General features: G+C 63.7%; 17 protein-coding genes and 1 tRNA gene. 15 read left to right on the forward strand and 3 right to left on the reverse strand.

What is annotated here, in order from left to right:
• Nucleotides 1-94 precede the first annotated feature (94 nt).
• From HU729_RS06805 to HU729_RS06820, 4 genes are all read left to right on the forward strand, one after another.
• Nucleotides 95-442 (forward strand): ArsC family reductase, encoded by a 348-nt coding sequence (locus HU729_RS06805; protein WP_186667244.1) that lies wholly within the window; start codon nt 95-97, stop codon nt 440-442.
• 39 nt (nt 443-481) lie between these two features.
• Nucleotides 482-1516, forward strand: a complete 1035-nt coding sequence (gene dapD, locus HU729_RS06810) for a 2,3,4,5-tetrahydropyridine-2,6-dicarboxylate N-succinyltransferase (RefSeq protein ID WP_186709269.1) — start codon at nt 482-484, stop codon at nt 1514-1516.
• Nucleotides 1517-1637: 121 nt separating this feature from the next.
• Nucleotides 1638-2843: a cysteine desulfurase gene (locus tag HU729_RS06815; protein ID WP_186667246.1), complete on the forward strand. Its 1206-nt coding sequence runs from the start codon at nt 1638-1640 to the stop codon at nt 2841-2843.
• The gene (locus tag HU729_RS06820) at nt 2840-3250 is read left to right on the forward strand and encodes a SufE family protein (RefSeq protein WP_186667247.1); all 411 of its coding nucleotides are present in this window, start codon (nt 2840-2842) and stop codon (nt 3248-3250) included. The genes HU729_RS06815 and HU729_RS06820 overlap by 4 nt, the downstream gene beginning before the upstream one ends.
• A gap of 22 nt (nt 3251-3272) precedes the next feature.
• On the opposite strand, the gene tcdA is transcribed toward HU729_RS06820, so the two are convergent.
• Nucleotides 3273-4082 carry a tRNA cyclic N6-threonylcarbamoyladenosine(37) synthase TcdA gene (tcdA, locus tag HU729_RS06825; protein WP_065862293.1) on the reverse strand — a complete coding sequence of 270 codons (810 nt, stop codon included), beginning with the start codon at nt 4080-4082 and terminating at the stop codon, nt 3273-3275.
• A gap of 217 nt (nt 4083-4299) precedes the next feature.
• On the opposite strand from tcdA, the gene HU729_RS06830 reads away from it, so the two are divergent.
• The 4 genes from HU729_RS06830 (at nt 4300) to HU729_RS06845 (ending at nt 9381) form a co-directional block, all read left to right on the forward strand.
• On the forward strand, nt 4300-6891 hold the full coding sequence (locus HU729_RS06830; protein WP_186667248.1) for a glycosyltransferase: 2592 nt from the start codon (nt 4300-4302) through the stop codon (nt 6889-6891).
• A 129-nt stretch (nt 6892-7020) separates the two neighbouring features.
• Complete coding sequence (dapE, locus tag HU729_RS06835) at nt 7021-8172, forward strand: succinyl-diaminopimelate desuccinylase (RefSeq protein ID WP_186667249.1); 1152 nt, start codon at nt 7021-7023, stop codon at nt 8170-8172.
• Nucleotides 8172-8984: a putative RNA methyltransferase gene (locus HU729_RS06840; RefSeq protein WP_186709270.1), complete on the forward strand. Its 813-nt coding sequence runs from the start codon at nt 8172-8174 to the stop codon at nt 8982-8984. Before dapE ends, HU729_RS06840 begins: the two co-directional genes overlap by 1 nt.
• A gap of 19 nt (nt 8985-9003) precedes the next feature.
• Nucleotides 9004-9381, forward strand: coding sequence for a hypothetical protein (locus tag HU729_RS06845; RefSeq protein ID WP_186667251.1), 378 nt, complete (start codon nt 9004-9006; stop codon nt 9379-9381).
• Nucleotides 9382-9445: 64 nt separating this feature from the next.
• On the opposite strand, the gene HU729_RS06850 is transcribed toward HU729_RS06845, so the two are convergent.
• A complete protein-coding gene (locus tag HU729_RS06850) occupies nt 9446-9655 on the reverse strand; it encodes a cold-shock protein (protein WP_065862298.1) in 210 nt (69 codons plus the stop codon).
• A 231-nt stretch (nt 9656-9886) separates the two neighbouring features.
• On the opposite strand from HU729_RS06850, the gene plsB reads away from it, so the two are divergent.
• The 6 genes from plsB to HU729_RS06880 all read left to right on the forward strand — a co-directional run bounded on the left by plsB (nt 9887) and on the right by HU729_RS06880 (nt 17112).
• Entirely contained in the window at nt 9887-12373 is a 2487-nt protein-coding gene (gene plsB, locus HU729_RS06855) for a glycerol-3-phosphate 1-O-acyltransferase PlsB (RefSeq protein WP_186709280.1), read from the forward strand.
• Nucleotides 12374-12569: 196 nt separating this feature from the next.
• Nucleotides 12570-12968 carry a YbaY family lipoprotein gene (locus HU729_RS06860; protein WP_186709282.1) on the forward strand — a complete coding sequence of 133 codons (399 nt, stop codon included), beginning with the start codon at nt 12570-12572 and terminating at the stop codon, nt 12966-12968.
• A 33-nt stretch (nt 12969-13001) separates the two neighbouring features.
• Nucleotides 13002-13688 carry a DUF4197 domain-containing protein gene (locus HU729_RS06865; protein WP_186667254.1) on the forward strand — a complete coding sequence of 229 codons (687 nt, stop codon included), beginning with the start codon at nt 13002-13004 and terminating at the stop codon, nt 13686-13688.
• Between the two features lie 453 nt (nt 13689-14141).
• Nucleotides 14142-15023, forward strand: a complete 882-nt coding sequence (locus HU729_RS06870; RefSeq protein WP_186709284.1) for an alpha/beta hydrolase — start codon at nt 14142-14144, stop codon at nt 15021-15023.
• A gap of 111 nt (nt 15024-15134) precedes the next feature.
• A tRNA-Gly gene (locus tag HU729_RS06875) sits at nt 15135-15208 on the forward strand.
• A gap of 203 nt (nt 15209-15411) precedes the next feature.
• The gene (locus HU729_RS06880; RefSeq protein ID WP_186667256.1) at nt 15412-17112 is read left to right on the forward strand and encodes a SulP family inorganic anion transporter; all 1701 of its coding nucleotides are present in this window, start codon (nt 15412-15414) and stop codon (nt 17110-17112) included.
• Here HU729_RS06880 and HU729_RS06885 read toward each other — a convergent pair whose 3' ends face one another.
• Nucleotides 17113-18183, reverse strand: coding sequence for a glycerophosphodiester phosphodiesterase (locus HU729_RS06885; RefSeq protein WP_186709286.1), 1071 nt, complete (start codon nt 18181-18183; stop codon nt 17113-17115).
• 126 nt (nt 18184-18309) lie between these two features.
• Here HU729_RS06885 and HU729_RS06890 point away from each other — a divergent pair, with 126 nt between their 5' ends.
• Entirely contained in the window at nt 18310-19329 is a 1020-nt protein-coding gene (locus HU729_RS06890; RefSeq protein ID WP_186709288.1) for a DUF4917 family protein, read from the forward strand.
• Nucleotides 19330-19342: the final 13 nt, after the last annotated feature.

Consider the following 19342-nt stretch of genomic DNA (forward strand, 5'->3'; position numbering starts at 1 on the left):
CGCGGTGCCGAGAGTTACCGCATAATCCTGCCCACCCCAATTTTCGAGGAGTTGCGGGGTCGGCCCGGAAAGCTCCGACGACCCTTGACGTTCAATGGCTTACATTCTCTACGGCATCAAGGCCTGCGACACGATGAAGAAAGCGCGTACCTGGCTCGAGGAAAAAGCCATCGGCTACGACTTCCACGACTACAAGACCCAGGGCATCGACCGTGACAGCCTGAACCGCTGGTGCGACGAACACGGTTGGGAAAAGATCCTCAACCGCGCCGGCACCACATTCCGCAAGCTCGACGACGCGCAAAAGGCCGGCCTTGACCAGGCCAAGGCCGTCGAGCTGATGCTCGCCCAGCCGTCGATGATCAAGCGCCCGGTCCTCGACCTCGGCGACAAGACCCTGGTGGGTTTCAAACCGGATCTGTACGCGGCCGCCCTGCAGTGAGCCGCCCGTTGTCAATCCATTTCAGTACGAGGTAACCGCATGTCCACCACTCTGTTCAGCCTGGCCTTCGGTGTCGGCACCCAGAACCGCCAGGGCACCTGGCTGGAAGTCTTCTACGCTCAGCCCCTGCTCAACCCGTCCAGCGAGCTGGTCGCGGCCATCACCCCGATCCTCGGCTACGAAGGCGGCAACCAGGCGATCGCCTTCAGCCCGGCCCAGGCCGCCCAGCTCGCCGACGCGGTCAAGGGCGTGGATGCCATCCAGCACGCACTGCTGACCCGCCTGGCCGAAAGCCACAAGCCACTGGTCGCCACCCTGCTCGCCGAAGACGGTGCGCTGACCTCCACCCCCGAGGCCTACCTCAAGCTGCACCTGCTGTCGCACCGCCTGGTCAAGCCGCACGGTGTTTCCCTGGCCGGCATCTTCCCACTGCTGCCGAACGTGGCCTGGACCAACCAGGGCGCCATCGACCTGGCCGAACTGGCCGAGCAGCAATTGGAAGCACGCCTGAAGGGCGAGCTGCTGGAAGTGTTCTCGGTGGACAAGTTCCCGAAGATGACCGACTACGTGGTCCCGAGCGGCGTGCGTATCGCCGACACCGCCCGTGTGCGCCTGGGCGCCTACATCGGCGAAGGCACCACCATCATGCACGAAGGCTTCGTCAACTTTAACGCTGGCACCGAAGGCCCGGGCATGATCGAAGGCCGCGTCTCGGCCGGCGTGTTCGTCGGCAAGGGCTCGGACCTGGGCGGCGGCTGCTCGACCATGGGCACCCTGTCCGGTGGCGGCAACATCGTCATCAAAGTTGGTGAAGGGTGCCTGATCGGCGCCAACGCCGGTATCGGTATCCCCCTGGGCGACCGCAACACCGTCGAAGCCGGCCTGTACATCACCGCTGGCACCAAGGTGAACCTGCTCGACGAGCACAATGAGCTGGTCAAGGTGGTCAAGGCCCGTGACCTGGCCGGCCAGACCGACCTGCTGTTCCGCCGCAACTCGCTCAACGGTGCGGTGGAGTGCAAGACCCACAAGTCGGCCATCGAGCTGAACGAGGCGCTGCACGCGCACAACTGAGGACTTTGCAGGCCGCTGCAAGAGCGGGCTTGCCCGCGATCAGCGGACGCTCGGTGCTTGAGATGTTAAGATCGGGTCTGGCACTACGCCAGACCCGATTTTCATTCCAGGCCCCGCGATCATGTTCCAGCCCTCCCCCTGGCGTGCCGACTTTCCCGCCATCACCGCCCTGCAACGGCAGCATCAGACCTACCTGGACAGCGCCGCCACAACGCAGAAACCCCAGGCCCTGCTTGACGCCCTGAGCCACTACTACAGCCATGGTGCAGCCAATGTGCACCGCGCCCAGCACCTGCCCGGTGCGCTGGCGACCCAGGCATTCGAGACCAGCCGCGACAAGGTTGCCACCTGGCTCAACGCCGTTGACTCCCGGCAGATCATCTTCACCCACGGCGCCACCTCGGCGCTCAACCTGCTGGCCTACGGTCTGGAGCATGGCTTCGAAGCCGGCGACGAAATCGCCGTCAGCGCACTGGAGCACCACGCCAACCTGCTGCCCTGGCAACAATTGGCGCAGCGCCGCAATCTGCGTCTGGTGGTGCTGCCGCTGGACGAGCATGGCCGGATCGACCTCGAGCACGCCTTGCAACTGATCGGGCCGCGCACACGCCTGGTCGCGCTGAGCCAGTTGTCCAACGTGCTCGGCACCTGGCAGCCATTGCCTGCGCTGCTTGCTCATGCCCGCGCCCAAGGCGCTTTGAGCGTGGTCGATGGCGCCCAGGGCGTGGTTCATGGCCGCCACGACGTGCAGCAGTTGGGCTGCGATTTCTACGTGTTTTCCAGCCACAAGTTGTATGGCCCGGACGGGGTTGGCGCGCTCTATGGCCGCACAGAGGCCTTGGCACGGCTGCGACACTGGCAGTTCGGCGGTGAGATGGTGCAACTGGCCGACTACCATGAGTCAAGCTTTCGTCCCGCGCCACTGGGCTTCGAGGCGGGTACGCCGCCGATCGCCAGCGTGATCGGCCTGGGCGCGACCCTCGACTACCTCGCCAGCCTCGATCCCGCGGCCGTGGCGGCCCACGAAACCAGCCTGCACCAGCACCTGGTGCGCGGCCTGGCCGACCGCGAAGGCGTGCGCATCCTCGGCACCCCACAGAGCGCACTGGCCAGCTTCGTCATCGACGGCGTGCACAACGCCGATATCGCCCACCTGCTGACCGAACAAGGGATCGCAGTGCGCGCCGGGCACCATTGCGCCATGCCATTGCTCAAGGGGCTTGGGCTGGAAGGCGCGATCCGCGTTTCGCTGGGGCTGTACAACGACAGCGACGACCTGCAGCGCTTCTTCGATGCGCTCGACCAGGGTCTGGAGCTGCTGCGGTGAGCCTGCCCGAAGCAGCCCAGCAGGCGCTGGACACCTTCACCCAGGCAAAAGGCTGGGAGCAGCGTGCGCGCCTGTTGATGCAGATGGGTGATCGCCTGGAGCCACTGGACGAGTCTGACAAGACCGACGCCAACCGCGTGCATGGCTGTGAAAGCCTGGTCTGGCTGGTGGCTGTGCAGGTCGACGGACAGTGGCGCTTCAAGGCAACCAGCGATGCCCGGCTGCTGCGCGGCCTGCTGGCGTTGCTGCTGGTGCGGGTGCAGGGGCTGGGCAGCGACGATCTGGCCGGGCTGGACCTGCGCGAGTGGTTTACGCAACTTGGACTGGAGCGACAGCTTTCGCCCTCACGCAGCAATGGGCTGCATGCGGTGTTGCTACAGATGGCGGAGTTGGTAACCAGCCCTTGAGTCGAAAGCGCCTGCTTGGCGCTTATTGCGCCTTGACCCGCTCCGACGGCCGCCGCGCGCCAGCCACCAGCTTCTCCACGGCCTTGCTCACGGCCACCATGCCGAAGGTCGCGGTCACCATCATCACCGCGCCGAAGCCCCCCGAACAATCCAGGCGCACGCCTTCCCCCACGAAGCTCTTCTGCAGGCACACACTGCCATCCCCCTTGGGGTAGCGCAGTTGTTCGCTGGAGAACACGCAAGGCACACCATAATTGCGGCTGACATTGCGCGAGAAGTTGTAGTCCCGGCGCAAGGTGGAACGTACCCGCGACGCCAGTGGGTCGTTGAAGGTCTTGTTGAGGTCGCCAATCTGGATCTGGGTCGGATCGATCTGTCCGCCCGCCCCCCCGGTGGTGACGATCGCAATCTTGCGCCGCCGGCACCAGGCGATCAGCGCGGCCTTGGCCTGCACGCTGTCGATGCAATCGATCACACAATCCAGCGACTCGGTGATGTATTCGAGCATGGTGTCACGGGTGACGAAGTCAGCCACCGCATGCACGGTGCAGGCCGGATTGATCGCGCGCAGGCGCTCGGCCATGACCTCGACCTTCGAGCGCCCCACCTGCCCCTCCAGCGCATGGGCCTGGCGATTGGTGTTGCTGACGCAGACATCGTCCAGATCGAACAGGCTGATTTCGCCCACGCCACTGCGCGCCAGGGCTTCTGCCGCCCAGGAACCCACACCGCCAATGCCGACGACCGCCACGTGGGCCTGACGCAGACGTTGCAGGCCGTCATCGCCGTACAGCCGGGCGACACCGGCAAAGCGTGGATCTTCTGTGCTCATGTTCATACCCCGAAAAAACCGGCGCGCATTATATGCCATGCGGACACGCCGGTGAGGGCTTGTCGACATGATGCTCCTCTTCGCGCAGCGCGCGTTCATTAGGAAACAGCCTACCAATCCTGCTTTAATGTCTTATCAAACAAGCAGATCTGGACGACAACAGAGCGGGATCCACGGCGCTCGCTTCCCGCTCCCTTCCTCGGAAACTGAATCACCTATGTCATCACGCAAATTCGGTCTCAACCTGGTGGTGGTGCTGGCCATTGCCGCGCTGTTCACCGGCTTCTGGGCGCTGATCAACCGCCCGGTATCGGCCCCAGCCTGGCCAGAGCAGATCTCCGGTTTCTCCTATTCGCCCTTCCGCCTCGGTGAAAGCCCGCAAAAAGGCCAGTACCCCAGCGAAGACGAGATGCGCCAGGACCTGGAGCAACTCAGCAAGCTCACCGACAACATCCGCATCTACACCGTTGAAGGCACCCAGGCGGAAATTCCGCACCTGGCCGAGGAGCTGGGCCTGCGCGTGACCCTGGGCATCTGGATCAGTACGGATCTGGAGCGCAACGAGCGCGAGATCGAAAAAGCCATCGGTTTGGCCAACAGCTCGCGCAGCGTGGTGCGTGTGGTGGTAGGCAACGAAGCCCTGTTCCGGGAAGAAATCACGCCAGAGGCACTGATCAAATACCTGGATCGGGTGCGGGCCGCAGTCAAAGTACCTGTGACCACCAGTGAGCAATGGCACATCTGGAAAGAGCACCCGGAACTCGCCAAGCACGTCGACCTGATCGCCGCGCACATCCTGCCTTACTGGGAGTTCGTGCCGGTGGGCGATTCGATCCAGTTCGTGCTCGACCGGGCCCGCGACCTCAAGCGCCAGTTCCCGCGCAAACCCTTGCTGCTGTCGGAAGTGGGCTGGCCGAGCAATGGCCGCATGCGCGGCGGCGCCGATGCGACCCAGGCCGACCAGGCGATCTACCTGCGCACCCTGGTCAACACCTTGAACCGCCGCGGCTTCAACTACTTCGTGATCGAAGCCTACGACCAGCCCTGGAAAGCCAGCGACGAAGGCTCAGTGGGCGCGTACTGGGGCGTGTTCAACGCCGAACGCCAGCAGAAATTCAACTTCGAAGGGCCAGTGGTGGCCATTCCACAATGGCGAGCCCTGGCCGTGGCTTCGGTGGTGCTGGCGATGATCGCACTGACCGTGCTGCTGATCGACGGCTCGGCGCTGCGCCAACGCGGACGCACCTTCCTGACCTTCATCACTTTCCTCTGCGGATCGGTGCTGGTGTGGATCGCCTACGACTACAGCCAGCAGTACAGCACCTGGTTCAGCCTGACCGTAGGCTTGCTTCTGGCCCTCGGCGCCATCGGTGTGTTCATCGTCTTGCTCACCGAGGCCCACGAGCTGGCCGAGGCTGTATGGATTCACAAGCGAAGACGCGAATTCCTCCCGGTGCAAGGCGACAGCGCCTACCGACCCAAGGTCTCGGTGCACGTGCCGTGCTACAACGAGCCACCGGAGATGGTGAAACAGACCCTCGATGCCCTCGCCGCCCTGGACTATCCCGACTACGAAGTGCTGGTGATCGACAACAACACCAAGGACCCGGCCGTGTGGGAGCCGCTCAAGGCCCACTGCGAGAAGCTCGGCGAGCGCTTCAGGTTCTTCCATGTGGCCCCGCTGGCTGGCTTCAAGGGGGGTGCACTGAACTACCTGATCCCGCACACCGCCAAGGATGCCGAAGTGATCGCGGTGATCGACTCGGACTACTGCGTCGACCCTAATTGGCTCAAGCACATGGTGCCGCACTTCGCCGATCCGAAGATCGCCGTGGTGCAGTCGCCGCAGGACTACCGCGACCAGCACGAGAGCGCCTTCAAGAAGCTGTGCTACAGCGAATACAAGGGCTTCTTCCACATTGGCATGGTCACCCGTAACGACCGTGACGCAATCATTCAGCACGGCACCATGACCATGACTCGACGCAGCGTGCTCGAAGAGCTGGGTTGGGCCGAATGGTGCATCTGCGAGGATGCCGAGCTGGGCCTGCGGGTATTCGAGAAGGGCCTGTCGGCCGCCTATGCCCACAACAGCTACGGCAAGGGCCTGATGCCAGACACCTTCATCGACTTCAAGAAACAGCGCTTCCGCTGGGCCTATGGTGCGATCCAGATCATCAAGCACCACGCCGGCGCCCTGCTGCGCGGCAAGAACAGCGAGCTGACTCGTGGCCAGCGCTACCACTTCCTGGCCGGCTGGCTGCCATGGATCGCCGATGGCATGAACATTTTCTTCACCGTCGGCGCACTGTTGTGGTCGGCGGCGATGATCATCGTGCCGCATCGCGTCGATCCACCGCTGATGATCTTTGCCATCCCGCCGCTGGCGCTGTTCTTCTTCAAGGTCGGCAAGATCGTGTTCCTCTATCGCCGTGCGGTGGGAGTCAACATGAAGGACGCCTTCGCCGCCGCCCTGGCGGGCCTGGCGTTGTCGCACACCATCGCCAAGGCGGTGCTGTACGGCTTTTTCACCAGCAGCATGCCGTTCTTCCGCACCCCGAAGAACGCCGACAGCCATGGCGTGCTGGTGGCGATCTCCGAGGCGCGCGAAGAGCTGTTCATCATGTTGCTGCTGTGGAGCGCGGCAGCCGGGATCTACCTGGTGCAGGGGCTGCCCAGCTCCGACATGCGCTTCTGGGTAGCGATGCTGCTGGTGCAGTCGCTGCCGTACCTGGCGGCGTTGGTGATGGCGTTGCTGTCGTCGCTGCCCAAGCCTGGAGAAAAGGCCGCCGAACCGCAGCAGGCCTGATGTAGCCGGGCTGCTTCGCAGCCCATTCGCCGCTGCGACTTGCCGGCGAATGGGCCGTGAAGCCTGAAATCATTTGATATAAGATAACGCCCCTCAGATTTCCCGCCTTGCCTTGCCCCGGAGTCCCCCATGACGGCCCCAGCCGAGCTCTCGCCTACCCTTCAACTGGCCTGCGACCTGATCCGTCGCCCCTCGGTGACGCCGGTCGATGCCGACTGCCAGACCCTGATGATGAACCGCCTGGGTGCCGTCGGCTTCCAGCTCGAGCCGATGCGCTTCGAGGACGTCGACAACTTCTGGGCCACCCATGGCAACCAGGACGGTCCGGTGCTGTGCTTCGCCGGTCACACCGACGTGGTGCCCACCGGCCCCGTGCAGCAATGGCAGCATGAGCCTTTCGACGCGCTGATCGACGCCGACGGCATGCTCTGCGGCCGCGGCGCTGCCGACATGAAGGGCAGCCTGGCCTCGATGGTCATCGCCAGCGAGCGCTTCGTGAACGATCACCCCGACCACCGCGGCAAGATTGCCTTCCTCATCACCAGCGACGAGGAAGGTCCGGCGCATCACGGCACCAAGGCCGTGGTGGAGTTGCTCAAGGCCCGCAACGAGCGCCTGGACTGGTGCATCGTCGGCGAGCCGTCGAGCACCACGCTGCTCGGGGACGTGGTCAAGAACGGCCGTCGCGGCTCGCTCGGCGCCAAGCTGACCGTGCGCGGCAAGCAGGGCCACGTGGCCTACCCGCACCTGGCCCGCAACCCGATCCACCTGGCCGCGCCGGCCCTGGCGGAACTGGCTGCCGAGCACTGGGACGAGGGCAATGCCTTCTTCCCGCCGACCAGCTTCCAGATCTCCAACCTCAACTCCGGCACCGGCGCCACCAACGTGGTCCCGGGCGACCTGGTCGCGCTGTTCAACTTCCGCTTCTCCACCGAGTCGACTGTCGAAGGCCTGCAACAGCGGGTGGCGGCAATCCTCGACAAGCACCAGCTGGACTGGTCGATCGACTGGGCGCTGTCCGGCCTGCCGTTCCTCACCGAACCGGGTGAACTGCTCGATGCGGTGTCATCGAGCATCAAGGCCGTCACCGGTCGCGACACCCAGCCGTCCACCAGCGGCGGCACTTCCGATGGCCGTTTCATTGCCACCCTGGGCACCCAGGTGGTCGAACTGGGCCCGGTCAACGCCACCATCCACCAGGTGGACGAGCGTATCCTGGCCAGCGACCTGGACCTGCTGACCGAAATCTATTACCAGACCCTGGTGCGGTTGCTCGCCTGATGCTTGCCTGCCCCCTCTGCCAGGCGCCCCTGACGCAGCTCGACAACGGTGTGGCCTGCCCTGCCGGCCACCGCTTCGACCGCGCCCGCCAGGGCTACCTGAACCTGCTGCCGGTGCAGCACAAGAACAGCCGCGACCCGGGCGACAACCAGGCCATGGTCGAGGCTCGTCGCGATTTCCTCGACGCCGGTCACTACGCCCCGGTGGCCGCGCGCCTGGCGCAACTGGCCGCAGCACGCCAGCCCAGCGCCTGGCTCGATATCGGCTGCGGCGAGGGTTACTACACCGCGCAGATCGCCCAGGCGCTGCCTACGGCAGACGGCTATGCCCTGGACATCTCCCGCGAGGCGGTCAAGCGGGCCTGCCGCCGCGCACCGCAGTTGACCTGGATGGTCGCCAGCATGGCTCGCGTGCCGATGGCGGACGCCAGCTGCAACTTCATCGCCAGTGTCTTCAGCCCGCTGGATTGGGCCGAAGCCAAGCGCCTGCTCGCCCCGGGTGGCGGCCTGATGCGGGTCGGACCGACCAGCGGCCACCTGATGGAGCTGCGCCAGATGCTCTACGATGAAGTGCGCCACTACGCCGACGACAAGCACCTGGCCTTGGTCCCGGACGGCATGCAGCACGCCCACGGCGAGGTGCTCGAGTTCACCCTGACACTGAGCGAGGCCAAAGCCCGCGCGGACCTGCTGGCCATGACCCCGCACGGCTGGCGCGCCAGCGCCGAGAAACGTGCCCGCGTGATCGAGCAGCCTGAGCCGTTCGACGTCACGGTTTCCATGCGTTATGACTATTTCGTGCGCCAAGACTGAGCACACCCGGAGCCCTGAAATGCGCCAACCCGATATCGAGATCTACCTCAAGGACGCCGACGTCGATCACAAGCAGATCGCCGACTGGCTGACCCAGGCCCTGGGCCCATGCAGCGAATGGAAACAGAAAGGCCAGACCTTCAAGTGCACAGCCGGTAACATTCCGGTCACTTGGTTACCCAAGGCTGTAGGGAAATGGAACAGCCTGTACCTGGAAAGCGATCAGACACCGTGGGCCGATGACGTTGCTTGCGCCCGTGCCGCCTTCGCTGCGCTCGAGGTCGAAGTGCGCTGCGCGCCGGGCAGTTGGGTCGAGGAAGATGGTGAAGAGGATGCCGATCGCTGGATCCGCATCAGCGCCGACGGTGAAGAGGAAATCACCTGGCGCACCAGCTGAAAAAGCTCGCATCAGGCTGCAAGTTCCACGGACAACCTGCAGCTTGAAGCGTGCCGACTACGTGTCAGAGACCGACCACGTCCTCTGCCTGCAGGCCTTTCTGGCCCTGCACCAGGGAGTACTCCACCTGCTGTCCCTCGACCAGGGTACGATGCCCCTCACCGCGGATCGCACGATAGTGGACGAACACATCCGCTCCCCCGTCGCGCTGAATGAAGCCAAAACCCTTGGCATCGTTGAACCACTTCACATTCCCAGTCTCACGAGACGACATCTGAAACACTCCGGATTTTTATTTTGAAGATCGCCTTGCAGGCACAGGGTCTCCTCCCTGTGCCGACACTGCTTGAGGAAATTTCCTGCAAGGTGCGGACCGAGTATATGACAGAGAACAAAAAAAATTGATGACGGGTCTGTGGATGGACGATTTTTGCTGAACTTATGCAGATACAGCAGCCTAACTTGCTGGTATATCACCTGATACATTTTCCAGGGCAAACACCCCATGACCCGTTCCCCCCTGCGCCGCCTGATCTTCGGCGCCCTGCGTCGCGTGCTCTACCTGTGGGTGCGCTCCGAAACCATCAACCAGTCCTCGCTGACGCTCAAGCTCGACCGCAGCCGCCCGGTGTTCTATGCCCTGCCCTCGCCGTCGCTCACTGATCTGGCGGTGGTCGACCGCGAGTGCACCAAGGCGGGGCTGCCACGCCCCATACTGCCCGTTGCCGTCGGACCGCTGCACGAACCTGCGGCGTTCTTCTACCTCACGCCAGACCCGGACTGGCTAGGCCGCCAGGACAAACGCGGCGCGCCCCCCACCCTGGAGCGCCTGATCGAGGCGATCGGCGAGCATGCCGAAGAGGATGCGCAGATCATTCCGGTCAGCGTGTTCTGGGGGCAGACCCCGGCCAGCGAATCCAGCCCGTGGAAACTGTTGTTCGCCGACAGCTGGGCGGTCACCGGTCGTCTGCGCCGCCTGCTCAGTGTCTTGATCCTTGGTCGCAAGACCCGCGTGCAGTTCTCCGCGCCGATCCACTTGCGTGAACTGGTGCAGCAAAACAAGGGCCAGGAACGCACCGTGCGCATGGCCCAACGCCTGCTTCGCGTGCATTTTCGCAACCTGAAGACCGCGGTGATCGGGCCGGACATCTCGCACCGGCGCAACCTGGTCAAAGGCCTGGTCCATGACCCGCTGGTGCGCCAGGCGATCAGCGATGAGGCCGAGCGCGAGAAGATCCCCTACGCCAAGGCCGAGGCCAAGGCGCTGCACTACGGCAACGAGATCGCCTCGGACTACACCTACACCGCGATCCGCTTCCTGGAAGTGGTGCTGAGTTGGTTCTGGAACAAGATCTACGACGGCATCAAGGTCAACCACATCGAGCAGGTGCAAGGCATCGCACCGGGCCACGAGGTGATCTACGTGCCGTGCCATCGCAGCCACATCGACTACTTGCTGCTGTCGTACCTGTTGTTCCGCAATGGCCTGACGCCGCCGCACATCGCTGCCGGCATCAACCTCAACATGCCGGTGATCGGCGGTCTGTTGCGCCGGGGCGGTGCGTTCTTCATGCGCCGCACGTTCAAGGGCAACCCGCTGTACACCGCGGTGTTCAATGAGTACCTGCACACCTTGTTCACCAAGGGTTTCCCGGTGGAATACTTCGTCGAGGGCGGACGCTCGCGCACCGGGCGCATGCTGCAGCCACGCCCGGGCATGCTGGCGATCACCCTGCGCAGCTTCCTGCGTTCCTCGCGCACGCCGATCGTCTTCGTGCCGGTCTACATCGGCTATGAACGCGTGCTCGAAGGCCGTACCTACCTGGGTGAGCTGCGCGGTGCGAGCAAGAAGAAAGAGTCGATCTTCGACATCTTCAAGGTCATCGGCGCCCTCAAGCAGCGCTTCGGCCAGGTCTACGTCAACTTCGGCGAACCGATCCGCCTGGGCGCGTTTTTGGACCAGCAGCAACCAGGCTGGCGCGAGCAAGACCTTGCCCCGCAGTTCCGCCCGGCCTGGCTCAACGACACCACCACCCGCCTGGGCCAGACGGTCGCCCAGCACCTGAACGGGGCGGCAGCCATCAACCCGGTCAACCTGGTGGCCCTGGCGCTGCTCTCGACCAGCCGCCTGGCCCTCGACGAACGCGCCCTGGTTCGCGTGCTCGACCTCTACCTGGCCCTGTTGCGCCAAGTGCCCTATTCGAGCCACGTGACCTTGCCCGAAGGTGACGGCAAGGCGCTGATCGAACATGTCAGGGGCATGGAGTTGCTGGCCGAACAGAAGGACGCCCTCGGGCGCATCCTCTATCTGGACGAAGCCAATGCGGTGCTGATGACCTATTACCGCAACAACGTCCTGCACATCTTCGCCCTGCCGGCGCTGCTGGCAAGTTTCTTCCTCAGCAGCTCGCGGATGAGTCGCGAACTGGTGGGGCAATATGTCCAGGCGCTGTACCCCTACCTGCAGGCCGAACTGTTCTTGCGCTGGACACCGGAGCAACTCGACGAGGCCATCGACCAATGGCTGGGCGCGCTGGTCGGGCAAGGCTTGCTGCGCTTCGAGAACGGCGTGTACCTGCGTCCGGCGCCGAGCTCGCGCCAGTTCGTGCTGCTCACTCTGCTGGCCCGCGCCATCACCCAGACGCTACAGCGTTTCTACATGGCCACCTCGCTGCTGCTCAACAGTGGCCAGCACAGCCTGAACGCCGAGGAACTGGAAGACCTGTGCGTGATGATGGCCCAGCGCCTGTCGATCCTGCATGGGCTCAATGCCCCGGAGTTCTTCGACAAGACCCTGTTCCGCCACTTCATCCAGACCCTGGTGCACGAAGGCGTGCTGCTGCCGGATGGCAATGGCAAGCTTGGCTACCACGACAAACTCGCCGAGCTGGCCGAAGGCGTCGCCAAGCGGGTGCTGTCGGCGGAGCTGCGCTTGTCGATCCGACAGGTGGCGCTGCATAGGGACGACACCGCAGAACAGGCTATCGTCTGATCCAGAGTTGGCCTTTTCGCAGGCAAGCCCCCCCCCCTGCAAAATTTTGTGGGAGCGGGCTTGCCCGCGAAAAGGCCGGCGCGGCAAATGTTCCGAGCAGCGTGCCGAGCACCGGACAGATTTCCTTCCCCACCCGCCATTGCGCTAAAGTCCCAGTGGTCGGCCACAAGCCCACGCCAAGGACTGCGGAGATTCCATGAAAAAACTTCTCACGCTGTGCTGCGCCACCCTGCTAACAGCCTGCTCCAGCCATACCACGCCGCACCAGGCCAGTCTGGAAGGCGAAGTCTTCTACCTGCAACGCATTGCCCTGCCCCCGGCCGCCACGCTCAGTGTGAGCCTGCAGGACGTCTCGCTGATGGACGCCCCGGCCGTCACCCTCGCTAGTCAGACCGGGCCGGTCAAGGGCAACGTGCCACTGCCGTTCCAGCTCAGCTACGATCCGGCCAAGGTCCAGCCGGGCCATCGCTACGCCGTCAGCGCCCGCATCGAACTCGATGGCAAGCTGCTGTTCATCAACACCGAACACCACGGCGTCCGACTCGACGGCAGCGACCCGCAACCTGTGCGGATCAAGGTCGATCAAGTACGTTGATCCCGCTTCATTTCTGCCCATAAGGAAGTCTTCATGATTCGCTCCTCCTTGCGCTTCACCACCCTGTGCGCCGGCCTGCTGCTGTCGGCCAGCGCCCTGGCCCTGTCGCTTGGCGACCTGTCCCAGAGCGACGCCTCCGCCGGCCTCAAGGACGCTCTGACTCAGGGCGCGCAGATCGCCGTCAAACAGCTGAGCACCCCCGGCGGCTTCAACAACAACCCGGACGTGCGCATCGAACTGCCCGGCAACCTGGGCAAGGCCGCCAAGGCGATGAAGATGTTTGGCAAGGGCGATCAGGTCGACGCCCTGGAAACCAGCATGAACAAGGCCGCCGAAGCTGCCGTGCCACAAGCCCAGGCGATTCTCGTGGATGCGGTGAAAAAGATGACCGTGACCGACGCCAAGGGCATCCTCAGCGGTGGCCAGGATTCGGCCACCCAGTACCTGAACAAGAGCAGCCGCGAGCAGATTCGCGCCAAGTTCCTGCCCATCGTCAAGCAGGCCACCGACAAGGTCGGCCTGGCCCAGCAGTACAACAGCTTCGCCGGCCAGGCCAAGGGGCTGGGCCTGATCAAGGATGACGCCAATATCGAGAACTACGTGACCGAAAAAGCCCTGGACGGGCTGTTCGAGATGATTGCCAAGCAAGAACAGAGTATCCGCCAGAACCCGGCACAGGCCGCGACGAGCCTGGCCAAGAAAGTGTTCGGCGCACTCTGATTCGCCCACCGCAACTGCCTGAAAGTGCATCGCGGGCAAACACCCGCGATGCAACCCCGGCCCAGGCCCATGGGCACCGCCAGAACGACCGCCCAGCGGTTTTGCGCAAAAGATCCCCCGAGCGGCACTTGCACGATCTGCACGCTGCTGCTTGAATCCAATTCGTCAGTCTTCATGTGACTCATCGGTCACTCATGGAGTCCAAGACGCCTTTTGCCGGCCACCCAAGGTCTCGATGCCCTGGGGCACGGCAGATCGCCCGCCAACAACAATACCCGTCGACCCGCGCAACCGGGATCGGCACTGGGCCCCCCGGTTTCACTTCAAGGCGAATGCCTACCTGTCATATAGGACGTGCACCCTAGGGTTCTGCGCAGCCATTTCGAGCGATCGATACGACTGGGCAGGCCACTAGATGACGCGAGTGCCCTTTTTGCGCCAGGAGTCGATGACATGAGGCCAGAAATCGCTGTACTTGATATCCAAGGTCAGTACCGGGTTTACACGGAGTTCTATCGCGCGGAAACGGCAGAGAAGACGATCGTCCTGATCAACGGCTCGCTGGCCACCACGGCGTCTTTTGCCCAGACGGTGCGCAATCTGTATCCGCAATTCAACGTGGTGCTCTACGACCAGCCCTATGCCGGCAAGTCCAAGCCACACAACCGCCAGGAACGTCTGCTGACGAAAGAGACCGAGGCGCATATTCTGCTGGAGCTGGTCGAGCACTTCCGTGCCGATCACGTGATGTCGTTCTCCTGGGGCGGCGCGTGCACGCTGCTGGCACTGGCGCACCAGCCACGCCTGGTGAAGAAGGCGATCGTCAGTTCGTTCTCGCCGGTCATCAACGATCCGATGCGCGACTACCTCGAGCGCGGCTGCCAGTACTTGTCCGCCTGCGACCGCTATCAGGTCGGCAACCTGGTCAACGACACCATTGGCAAGCACCTGCCGTCGCTGTTCAAGCGCTTCAACTACCGTCACGTGAGCAGCCTGGACAGCCACGAGTACGCACAGATGCACTTCCACATCAACCAGGTGCTGGATCATGATCTTGAGCGGGCATTGAAGGCAGCGCGCAATATCGACATCCCGGTGCTGTTCATCAACGGCGAGCGTGACGAGTACACCACCGTCGAGGATGCCCGGCAGTTCAGTCGCCATGTGGGCAAGAGCCAGTTCAGCGTGATTCGCGATGCCGGCCACTTCCTGGACATGGAACACAAGACCGCCTGCGAGGACACCCGCAGCGCGATACTTGGTTTCCTCAAGCCGGCACGCGAGCCTCGCCAACGCTACACCTACGTGCAGGACCAGCATGCGCTGGCCATCTGAGCGGTCCGGCGACCTGTGACCGTCAGCCGCCGGCTCAGGTCGTCGACAGGCTTTTTTACAACCCTGGGCTTCTCATGAGGCTTGGGTTCTGGTAAAAAGTCGCGCTGCGAAGCGGGTATAGTTTAGTGGCAAAACGAAAGCTTCCCAAGCTTTAGTTGAGGGTTCGATTCCCTCTACCCGCTCCAGATTCCTCGCCTGAACCCCCTGGTTTCAGCGCCCGTAAAAAGAGCCGTCGGCTCTTTTTTCGTTTCTGCATCTTCCATTGATCTGGCCCATGGCCACTCCCTTGCCGATTGGCTTGAATGCGCAGCCGGATTTCGCTTGCAAGCGAGACGGCTTCGGGTGCATATCGCCTACTCTACCCAGAGACATTTCCAAGGGACTGCTCATGTTTCTTTCCCGCTGGTTGCCCGGCCTGGCCAACCTTCTGCACTACCGTCGCGAGTGGTTCCACGCCGACCTGCAGGCGGGCCTTTCGGTGGCAGCGATCCAGATCCCGATCGCCATTGCCTACGCGCAGATCGTCGGCCTGCCACCGCAGTACGGTCTGTATGCCTGCGTGCTACCGATGATGGTCTACGCCCTGATCGGCAGTTCGCGGCAATTGATGGTCGGCCCCGATGCCGCTACCTGCGCGATGATCGCCGGGGCCGTGGCGCCCTTGGCGATGGGCGACCCACAGCGCATCGCCGAGCTGTCGGTCATTGTCACGGTGCTGGTCGGAGTAATGCTGATCGCGGCGGGTCTGGCCCGCGCCGGGTTCATCGCCAGCTTCTTCTCGCGGCCGATCCTGATCGGCTACCTCAACGGCATCGGCCTGAGCCTGATCGCCGGGCAACTCTCCAAAGTGGTTGGCTTCAGCATCGAAGGTGACGGTTTCATCCTCAGCCTGATCAATTTCCTCGAGCGCCTGGGTGAAATCCACTGGCTGACCCTGGCCATCGGGCTCGGCGGCCTGGCCCTGCTGATCTGGCTGCCAAGGCGCTACCCGAGGCTGCCCGCCGCCCTGGTCACGGTGGCAGTGTTCACCGTGCTCGCAGGGCTGTTCGGTCTCGATCGCTTCGGTGTGGCGATCCTCGGTCCGGTGCCTGCGGGCATCCCGGAGCTGGCCTGGCCACAGAGCAACCTGGCCGAAACCAAGAGCCTGCTGCGCGATGCCCTGGGTATCGCCACGGTCAGCTTCTGCAGCGCCATGCTCACCGCGCGCAGTTTCGCCGCGCGGCATGGCTACGCGATCAATGCCAACCACGAGTTCGTCGCCCTGGGCGTGAGCAATCTCGCCGCCGGCATCTCCCAAGGCTTCGCCATCAGCGGAGCGGACTCGCGCACCGCGGTCAACGACATGGTCGGTGGCAAGAGCCAGTTGGTGGGCATCATCGCCGCGCTGGTGATCGCGCTGATCCTGCTGTTCTTCACCGCACCCATGGCCTGGATCCCCCAGGCCGCTCTCGGTGCCGTTTTATTGATGGCCGGCTGGGGCCTGATCGACGTGAAGTCGCTGGGCAAGATCCGTCGTCTGAGCCGCTTCGAGTTCTGGCTGTGCCTGCTGACTACCATCGGCGTGCTCGGCCTGGGCGTGCTGCCGGGCATCGTCTTTGCCGTGACCCTGGCCATCCTGCGCCTGCTCTACACCATCTACCAACCCACCGACGCCGTGCTCGGCTGGGTACCGGGCATCGAAGGCCAGGTCGACGTACGCCAGCACCAGGACGCACGCACCGTACCGGGCCTGGTGGTGTACCGCTTCGATGACGCGATCCTGTTCTTCAACGCCGATTACTTCAAGATGCGCTTGCTCGAAGCCCTGCAGCGCGAGCCTGAACCCAAGGCTGTGCTGTTCGATGCCGAGGCCGTGACCAGCATCGATGTCAGCGGCATCGCCGCCCTGCGCGAAGTGCGCGACACCTTGCAAGCACAAGGCGTGCACTTCGCCATCGCCCGCGCCCGTGGCACCTTCCTGCGCATGCTGGTGCGCTCGGGGATGGCGCGGGAGATGGAAGACACGCTGCTGTTCGGCTCGGTCCGCGCAGGAATCCGCGCCTATCGGGTGTGGCGTAACCGGGAGCGCAGCGCAGAGCCAAAAGCGTGATCAGTACCCCAGCTTCTTCAGCAACTGAGCTTCGACCGGCACCTGCGTACGCCCGTAGAAACGCAGCAGTTCCCCGGCCCGGTTGGTGAAGATGCCATCCACTCCCGCCTTCATCGCCTTGTCGAAATCCACCCGGTCATCGAGGGTATACACATGCACCAGCAGCCCGCGCTCGTGGCTGGCCTGGTTCATCCACGGCTGGATCAGGTCGGCATAGCTCTGCTCGCCCAGGTTGCTGCGCACCGCAGACGGGCCTGTGCCGATGGCACCACCGGCCTTCGCCGCATCGAGCCAGCGCAGGAATTCTTCACGATCCTTGGGTTCCTGGCGGGCGTAGAACGCCGCCTTGTCGTGCTCGCCGGAGTCGGCAAAATCCTTGCCCGACTTGGGCTCGATGCTGCCCTTGCCAATCCACAGCAGCAGGATCTTCGGCACTTGCGGCATCTGTTGGTGCAGCAGCGCCAGGCTGTTGCGATCAAAGGTCTGCAGGATCACCCGCCCCGGCTTGTCGAGCCAGCCACGGGCCTGGAGTTTTTCCTTGAGCTGCTGCTCGATGCCAGGAAACTGCTTGGGCACCTTGGTCTCGATGTACAGCCCCGGATGACGCTCGGGATTGCCTTCGGCGATATCGATCACTTCGTCGAGGGTCAGGATCTGCAGCTTGCCGAACGAATCGCGGGCTCGGTCCGGATAGGCCTTGTTGAACCAGCTACCAGCGTCGAGCGACTTCAGCTCAGCCAGGGTGAAGTCGCTGACCGGGCTTTTCGCCCGCTCGGGGAAGCGCTCGGCGACATCGCTGGTGCGCGCCAGCACGTCGTCATGCACCACCACCAGATGGTTGTCTCTCGTACGCTGCAGGTCGAGCTCCAGATAGTCGGCGCCCAATTCACGGGCCAGCAGGTAGGCCGCAGTGGTCGATTCGGGAGCATCGAAGGAGGCGCCGCGGTGGGCGATCACCGCCGGGTGGGGCACATGCTGGGCCTTGGCCAGGGAGGGACCATCGCTGGCGCCAGCGGTCACGGCAGACAGAAACAGAGCCAGGCCCACGGCAGGAAGTACAGGTATACGCATTCATCGATCCTCTTGAGCCGCGCCTGCTGAGGATGCTGCGCGGCTGGTTCCTTGGAGATGCAAGCCTCTCACAGCTTCGATGACATGCTAAAGTCCCCCGCGTTCCCCCCTGCCCCCGGATACGCGATGCCCTCTCTCGATTCCCAGCTGGCCCAGTGGCCCGACCTCAACGACCGCCACCCCTGTACCGCCCTGCTGGTCGGGAATGGCGCCAGCCGGGTCCTGTGGAAGCCGTTCGGCTACTTCTCGCTGTTCGAACAGGCGCAGCGCGCCGGTCGCAAGACCGGCCTGGCAATCAGCGACCAGGCGCTATTCAAGTCGCTGGGCACCGAACTGTTCGAGCCGGTGCTGAGCACCCTGAATACCACGGTGCGCGCCAACGCGGCCCTGGCGATCAACGCCACCGCACCGCTGAACCGCTACTATTCGATCAAGGAAGCGCTGATCCACGCGACCCGGACCGTGCACCCACCGCACGCACTGCTGTCGAGCGCGACCTTGGCCTCGATCAACGCCGCACTGCGCCAATACCGCAACGTCTACACCAGCAACTACGACCTGATCCTGCCATGGGCCATCGAACATGCCCCGCAAGGTTTCGCACCGCTGTTCGATGATGAAGGTTTCTTCGACGTGCGCCGCCCCCGCGGCGAAGGCACGCGGGTGCTGCATCTGCACGGGGGTATGCACCTGCTCAAGCTGCCAGACGGCAGCACGCGCCAACGCAGCGCCAAGGGCAGCGAGTTGCTCGACGGCTTCGCCGTGAACATTCCTGGCGAGGTGCCGTTGTTCATCAACGAAGGCCGCAGCGAACAGAAACTGCAGGCGATTCGTCACTCCGACTACCTGTCCTGGAGCCTCGGCCAACTGGCCCGGGAACACGAGGGCCTGTGCCTGTTCGGGCAACATCTGGACAGCAGCGACCACCACCTGCTGCACGCCATTCACCAGGCTCGTCCCAAACATTTGAGCATCGCCATCCGCCCTCTCAACGAAGCCTCGATTCTCAACCAGAAACAGCACTTCACCGACCGCTTCGCCGACATTCCTGACACCTCACTGCATTTTTTCGATGCTTCCAGCCACCCCCTGGGTGCCGCGGAGCTGGCGCTGCCCGTGCCACTGGCCCAGGCCCGGCGTCACTGAGAATTCATGCGAG

Source organism: Pseudomonas sp. RW10S2 (genome assembly GCF_014268985.1).
Lineage (GTDB): Bacteria > Pseudomonadota > Gammaproteobacteria > Pseudomonadales > Pseudomonadaceae > Aquipseudomonas > Aquipseudomonas wayambapalatensis.